Annotated in this window: 7 protein-coding genes; all 7 read left to right on the top strand. The window is 69.3% G+C overall.

Translation table 11 applies throughout. The features are described 5' to 3' along the window. Window positions 1–183 precede the first annotated feature (183 nt). The 7 genes from H8R17_RS37465 to H8R17_RS37435 all read left to right on the top strand — a co-directional run bounded on the left by H8R17_RS37465 (window position 184) and on the right by H8R17_RS37435 (window position 6,431). Window positions 184–828 carry an HAD family phosphatase gene (locus tag H8R17_RS37465; RefSeq protein WP_187827674.1) on the top strand — a complete coding sequence of 215 codons (645 nt, stop codon included), beginning with the start codon at window positions 184–186 and terminating at the stop codon, window positions 826–828. A 101-nt stretch (window positions 829–929) separates the two neighbouring features. Beyond that, complete coding sequence (locus H8R17_RS37460; RefSeq protein ID WP_187827673.1) at window positions 930–2,159, top strand: MFS transporter; 1,230 nt, start codon at window positions 930–932, stop codon at window positions 2,157–2,159. Continuing rightward, entirely contained in the window at window positions 2,110–3,282 is a 1,173-nt protein-coding gene (locus H8R17_RS37455; protein WP_187827672.1) for an acetoin utilization protein AcuC, read from the top strand. Before H8R17_RS37460 ends, H8R17_RS37455 begins: the two co-directional genes overlap by 50 nt. Window positions 3,283–3,688: 406 nt before the next feature. Next, on the top strand, window positions 3,689–4,504 hold the full coding sequence (locus H8R17_RS37450) for a phosphatase (protein ID WP_187827671.1): 816 nt from the start codon (window positions 3,689–3,691) through the stop codon (window positions 4,502–4,504). 133 nt (window positions 4,505–4,637) lie between these two features. After that, window positions 4,638–4,847 (top strand): helix-turn-helix domain-containing protein, encoded by a 210-nt coding sequence (locus tag H8R17_RS37445; RefSeq protein WP_016437488.1) that lies wholly within the window; start codon window positions 4,638–4,640, stop codon window positions 4,845–4,847. A gap of 156 nt (window positions 4,848–5,003) precedes the next feature. Beyond that, a complete protein-coding gene (locus H8R17_RS37440; RefSeq protein ID WP_003948845.1) occupies window positions 5,004–5,102 on the top strand; it encodes a 30S ribosomal protein bS22 in 99 nt (32 codons plus the stop codon). Window positions 5,103–5,369: 267 nt separating this feature from the next. Continuing rightward, the gene (locus H8R17_RS37435; protein ID WP_187827670.1) at window positions 5,370–6,431 is read left to right on the top strand and encodes an NAD-dependent epimerase/dehydratase family protein; all 1,062 of its coding nucleotides are present in this window, start codon (window positions 5,370–5,372) and stop codon (window positions 6,429–6,431) included. The last annotated feature ends 6 nt before the right edge of the window (window positions 6,432–6,437 follow it).

Genomic DNA, 6,437 nt, shown 5'->3' with positions numbered 1-6,437 from the left:
CAGGGGGGACCCTGTGGGAGAGTAGGACGCCGCCGAACAATTCTTGATGAAAGCCCCGTACCGGGTTCACCGGTACGGGGCTTTCTGCATGGCCTGACGCATGGCACCGGGCGGCCAGCGTGCCCTCGATGGCAGGTCTTCAGGCCTCCCGGCCGGCCCCGTGGCGCGGTTTAGGGTCTGATCATGCGCTACGACCTCGTGATCTTCGACAATGACGGCGTCCTCGTCGACAGCGAGCCCATCTCCAACCGGCTCCTGGCCGCCTACCTCACCGAGCTCGGGCACCCCACCTCCTACGAGGACTCCATCCGCGACTACATGGGGTCGGCGATGCACCGGATCCATGAGCTGGTGCTGGAGCGGACAGGGCAGCGGTTGCCGGAGGACTTCGACGACGTCTTCCACGCGCGTGTGTTCGCGGCGTTCGAGCGGGAGCTGGAGCCCGTGCCGGGGGCCGTGGGGGCGCTGGAGAAGCTGGCGGCGGACGGGGTGCCGTACTGCGTGGCGTCGTCCGGGAGTCATGAGCGGATTCGGGTGGGGCACCAGAAGACCGGGCTCGACCGGTGGTTCGACGAGGGGCGGATCTTCAGTTCGCAGGATGTGGGGCGGGGGAAGCCGGCGCCGGATCTGTTTCTGCACGCGGCCCGGCGGATGGGGGTGCCTGCGGAGCGGTGTGCGGTGGTCGAGGACAGTCCGCTGGGGGTGCGGGCGGCGGTCGCGGCGGGGATGGAAGTGTACGGGTTCACGGCGGTGACGCCCGCCGAGCGGCTTGCGGGGGCGACCCGACTCTTCTCCGTCATGGGGGAGTTGGTGGATCTGCTGGCGTGAGCAAGCCGGTCGGGTGATGAGGGTCGGCCGGGAGGAGTTGAGGGAAATTCATCTTTGGCTGGACCTACCCACGAGTACGCCGGGGCCTTACGCTCGCCGCCATGACTGATGTGCTGCGGCGCGGCAGGGCCTCGCTGGCGTTCAGCTTCCTCGCACAGGGCGTCGCCTTTGCTCTGCTCGTGACGCGCATTCCGGCCATCCAGGACCGGTACGGCGTCTCCGACGTGTTGCTGCCCGCCTTCCTGGCCGCCGTACCGATCCTCGCCGGCGTCGGGAGCGTGGCGACCGGGCAGTTGGTGAAGCGGGTGCGGCCGAGCCTGGTGTTGCGCTGGTCCCAGCCGGTCGTCCTGCTGGCGCTGCTCGGCGTCGGGGCGGGGGAGCGGATGGTGGAGCTGGGGGTGGCGCTTGCCGCGTTCGGGCTCGCGGTGGGTGCGCTGGACGCCTCGATGAACATGCTCGGGGTGAGCCTGCAGCGGTCGTACGGGCGCAGCATCATGCTCAGTTTCCATGCGGCGTACAGCCTGGGCGGGATCGTCGGGGCCTCGCTGGCGTGGGTGGGGGCGCACTGGGATCTGGCGCTGTGGGTGTCGTATCTGCCGGTGGTCGTGGTGGTGCTGCCGGCCGCGCTGGTGGGGGGTCGGTGGTACGTCGACGGGGACGGCGGGGAGCGTACGGCGCCGGAGTCGGCCGAGGCGGGCGGCGGCGAGGCGGGTGCGGTTGTTTTCAAGGCGCTGTTGCCGCTGTGTCTGGTGATGACGTTCGCGTACATCGGGGACTCGACGGTCTCCAACTGGAGCGCGAAGTATCTGCAGGACGTGCTGGGGAGTTCGGAGCAGCTGGCGACGGTGCCGTACAACGTGTACATGGTGACCACGCTGCTGGGTCGGGCCATCGGGGACTTCGGGGTGCGGCGGTTCGGGGCCGTGGCGGTGGTGCGAGGCGGGGCGCTGGTGGCGGCGGTGGGGTTCGCCGTGGTGGCCGGGGCGCCCGGGGCGTGGGTGGGGATGGGCGGGTTCACGTTGCTGGGGCTGGGGTTGTGTGTGCTGGTGCCGCAGACGTTCGCGGCGGCGGGGAGGCTGTTCCCGGGGGCTTCGGATGCGGCCGTCGCGCGGCTCAATGTCTTCAACTATGTGGGGTTTTTGATCGGTTCGCCGTTGGTGGGGGCGCTCGGGGACGCGTGGAGTTATCGCGGGGCGATGCTTGTGCCGATGGTGTTGGTACTGGTGACGCTCGTGTATGCCAGGTCGTTCGCGGCTCAACCGGACCGATACGGTGGCGGGCATGAGCGGCCGCGCACAGCTGATGTGGGACGAGGCAGTAACGGGCTATGACTTCGGTCCGGGGCATCCGATGGACCCGGTCCGGCTCGCGCTGACCCGGAGACTCGTGGAGGACTTCGGGCTGGACCGAGAGGTGTCGGTGGTCGCGGCGAAACCCGCGGGGGATTCGACGCTGCGGCTGGTCCACCGGGAGGACTACATCGACGCGGTGAAGGCCGCGTCGGAGGATCCGGGGGCGGCGGACCAGGCGTATGGGCTGGGGACGATGGACGATCCGGCGTTCGCCGGGATGCACGAGGTGTCGGCGCTGATCGCCGGGCAGTCGGTGGGGGCGGCGGAGGCGGTGTGGCGCGGGGAGGCGCAGCATGCGGTGAACTTCGCGGGTGGGTTGCACCACGCGATGCCGGGGGCGGCGTCCGGGTTCTGCATCTACAACGACGCGTCGCTGGCGATTGCGCGGTTGTTGGAGCTGGGGGCGGAGCGGGTGGCGTATGTGGATGTCGACGTGCATCACGGGGACGGGGTGCAGGCGGCGTTCTGGGAGGATCCGCGGGTGCTGACGATCTCGCTGCACGAGCATCCGCGGACGTTGTTTCCGCAGACCGGGTGGCCGGAGGAGACGGGGGCGGCGTGCGCGGAGGGGGGCGCGGCGAATGTGGCGTTGCCGGAGGGGACCGGGGATGCGGGGTGGTTGCGGGCGTTTCATGCGGTGGTGCCGGAGCTGATCGCGGATTTCCGGCCGGAGGTGCTGGTGACGCAGCACGGGGCCGATACGCACTTCGAGGATCCGCTCGCTCATCTGGCGGTGTCGTTGGATGCGCAGCGGGCGGTGCAGGTGGCGTGTCATGAGCTGGCGCACGAGTACGCGGATGGTCGGTGGGTGGCGTTGGGTGGGGGTGGGTACGCGGTGGTGGATGTGGTGCCGCGGTCCTGGACGCATCTGGTCGGGATTGCGGCGGGGCGGGCCGTGGAGCCGGAGGCGGTGATTCCGGAGGGGTGGCGGCAGGAGGTGTTCGCGCGGACGCGGCAGTTGGCGCCGGCGCGGATGACGGATGGGCGGTGGCCGGTGTCGTGGGCGGGGTGGGAGGCGGGGTACGACCCTGCGGACCGGTTGGACCAGGCGGTGCTGGCGGCTCGGCGGGCGGTGTTTCCGTTGCGGGGGTTGTTGGCGTGACGGTGAGTTGAGCCCGGGGAATGTGGGTCGGCGTGTGCGAGTGCCGTGCGCTGGTGTGACCGTCGGGGCCCGCGTTGGAGCCGCTGATGGATGCAGCTCGCCCCCGCCGCCCCTAGCCGTCCCGTCCCCCGGGGGCTGCCGCCCCCGGGCCCCCGCGTCGGCCTGAACGGCCTCGTCCTCAAACGCCTGAAGGGCTGAGATCGGGTGGGTGGCAGCTGGGGGTCGCGTGTCTTCGTGCTTGAGCGCCGGGTGGGCCGGTTTGGGCAGCCGGTGCGGCGTTGAGAAGTGCCGGCCCGCTGAGGAGTGCGGCGGTGGCGTACGGGATGTGGGTCTTCGTTACGCCGACCGTGCGGCAATTCGTCCGTTTCCCCGGTGCTCCCCGGTTCCATCCGTCACCATCGCTGGCGTGCTGACCCCCGCAGCTCTTCGTGCTCATCTGCTGGCCGCTCGGCTGGCCGGGACCGTGGCCACCTCTCGGGAGGTGAGTGTGCGGAGCTATCGGCTGTTCGAGGCTCGGGATCCCCGGGTGTTGATCGGTATTGATCCGAAGTGGGCCTGGGAGCTGCGGGATGTGATTGCGTTGATGGCGGAGAGGTGTGGGGTTTCCGAGGATCCGCGGCATGTTTCCGGGCAGGATGTAATTGATCCTGGGCGGACTTTGAGCGCACTGGATGCCTTTGCTGAGCGCCTCGCGGTAGCCGCGCAGCGCAGCGCGCCCGTGCTGCTCGGCACCGGGCACCCCCACCGCCTGCTCGGTTTCTACGCCGCTCTCGCAGACGCCCTGTCGTCGGCAGGATGTGCCGTCCTCACCCCGGCGCAGGGTCACCGTGTCGACATAACGACCCGGTTCGGCCTACGCACGTACAACCTTGACTACGTACGAGGAGTCGCGCTCGTCCGGGAAGCCGATACTCCGCGCCCCGCTCGTGACACCGGCGCACACACCCACTCGCCTCTCCCGGTTCGCCTCGCGCTCGCCGCCGCCGCGGAGGTCGGCGGGCTGCTGCCCGAGCTGGTGATCGGCGACCACGGCTGGGTCTGCGGAGCAGGTCAGCTGGGGTTCGAGGCCATCGGTCTGGCCGACACGGACGACCCCGCCCTGTTCGTCGGGGAGGCAGAGGGGTCCGTGTCCGTCGTCGTTCCACTTGATGACGCTGTGCGGTCTGATTACTACCTGCCGCTTACCCGCTACGTACTCAATCGAGCGTGTCTGTCACAGTAGGCCTGTGATGGGTGCACCTCTTCCCCACTCGCATCACCCGCCCCTACATTGGGGAGTGAGCACGCAGCGACGAAGAGTCACCGGAAGGGGAAGCCGGTGGCCGTCGGTCGAGTGCGGAAGGTTCAGGTGTGTCATGGCTGCTGAACAGAGGCCTCTGAGCGAGGTTCAGTTCCTTACCGTGGCGGAAGTCGCCTCGGTGATGCGAGTGTCGAAGATGACCGTGTACCGGTTGGTGCACAGCGGTCATCTGCCCGCGATCAGGGTGGGGCGGTCCTTCCGCGTCCCCGAGAACGCGGTTCACGAGTACCTCCGCGAGAGTTACGTGGGGGTGGAAACCGCCTGACGGCGACCCGGAGGGATCCGTCCAAGGGCACTTCGCGGATCTCTCCGGTCCCTCGATTACAAGCTCGGAGCTCTGAGCGGGTAGGCTAGCCCCTCGTAGGTCGTGTGGGCCCATGGCGCCCAAACACCGAGTGATGAGAAGTGAGCGAGGGTAGTCGTGGGCTCTGTTATCAAGAAGCGGCGCAAGCGGATGGCCAAGAAGAAGCACCGCAAGCTGCTCAAGCGCACGCGTGTCCAGCGTCGCAACAAGAAGTAGGTTCGCGACGCGACGCCGCGCGAGCGTGCTGTGGCCCCCCACTCCAACGGTGGGGGGCCATATGCGTCTCCGGACGCGCACCTCCGCGGCCGGGCGCGTCCGCTCCTCCACACACATTTCACATGGCTTGGTCCGTTCGTACATCTGTGGATGCCGTCACTTCGTGCAGCGGGTGGTCATCACAGTGCAACATTGACCCGCTAAGTTGGCCGCACGGGGTACGCGGGGAACACGGCAGGTACGAGGGCTGGAAGGAAGGCGCTGATCTTGGGAAAGGTCGTGCTCGTGACCGGAGTGGCCCGCCCGCTGGGGGGCCGTTTCGTACGACGGATCCAGCGTGACCCGCAGGTGGACCGGGTCGTCGCCGTGGACGCGGTACCGCCCGAGCATCACCTGGGCGGTGCCGACTTCATCCGGGCCGACATCCGGCAGTCGGCCGTCGGCCGCGTGCTCGCCGAGACGGGCGCCGACACGGTCGTCCACCTGGACGTCACGGGCACCCCGCTGGGCAGCGGCAGCCGGGCCTCGGTCAAGGAGACCAACGTCATCGGCACCATGCAGCTGCTCGGCGCCTGCCAGAAGTCCCCGACCGTGCAGCGCCTGGTCGTGAAGTCCAGTACGAACGTGTACGGCTCCGCGCCCCGCGACCCGGCCGTGTTCACCGAGACGACCCCGCCCAAGTCCCTGCCCAGCGGCGGATTCGCCAAGGACACGGTGGAGGTCGAGGGGTACGTACGGGGCTTCGCGCGCCGCCGGCCCGACGTGGCCGTGTGCGTGCTGCGGTTCGCCAACATCCTGGGACCCACTGCGGACACGCCGCTCGCGTCGTACTTCTCGCTGCCGGTCATGCCGACCGTGTTCGGCTACGACCCGCGGCTGCAGTTCGTCCACGAGGACGACATGATCGAGGTGCTGCGGATCGCCTCGCACGAGCCCGCCCGCGGCACCCTGAACAGCGGCACCTTCAACATCGCCGGGGACGGCGTCCTGCTGCTCTCCCAGTGCTCCCGGCGCCTCGGCCGCCCCACCGTGCCCCTGCTGCTCCCCGCCGTCACGTGGGCGGGCTCGCTGGTGCGTACGCTGGGCATGACGGACTTTTCGCCCGAGCAGATCCGGCTGCTGACCCACGGCCGGGTCGTGGACACCACCCAGATGCGCGAGACGCTCGGGTTCAAGCCCAAGTACACGACGGCGGAGACTTTCGCGGACTTCGCGCGCAGCCGCGGACCCGGACTTCTTCCGCCGGAGGCCCTTGCGGGGGCCGTCGACCGGATCGCCGCGCTGCCCTTCCCGGGCAGTGGACACCCCCCGACGCAGAGCGCCAACTGAGGAGCG

It is taken from the genome of Streptomyces sp. TRM68367 (genome assembly GCF_014495685.1).
GTDB lineage: Bacteria > Actinomycetota > Actinomycetes > Streptomycetales > Streptomycetaceae > Streptomyces.
This window is presented reverse-complemented; position numbering and strand designations above follow the sequence as displayed.

What these genes read in the sequence shown, in the direction of transcription:
- H8R17_RS37455 (WP_187827672.1), top strand. Translation starts at nt 2,110, where the DNA reads ATGAGCGGCCGCGCACAGCTGATGTGGGACGAGGCAGTAACGGGCTAT.
- H8R17_RS37445 (WP_016437488.1), top strand. Translation starts at nt 4,638, where the DNA reads ATGGCTGCTGAACAGAGGCCTCTGAGCGAGGTTCAGTTCCTTACCGTG.
- H8R17_RS37460 (WP_187827673.1), top strand. Translation starts at nt 930, where the DNA reads ATGACTGATGTGCTGCGGCGCGGCAGGGCCTCGCTGGCGTTCAGCTTC.
- H8R17_RS37465 (WP_187827674.1), top strand. Translation starts at nt 184, where the DNA reads ATGCGCTACGACCTCGTGATCTTCGACAATGACGGCGTCCTCGTCGAC.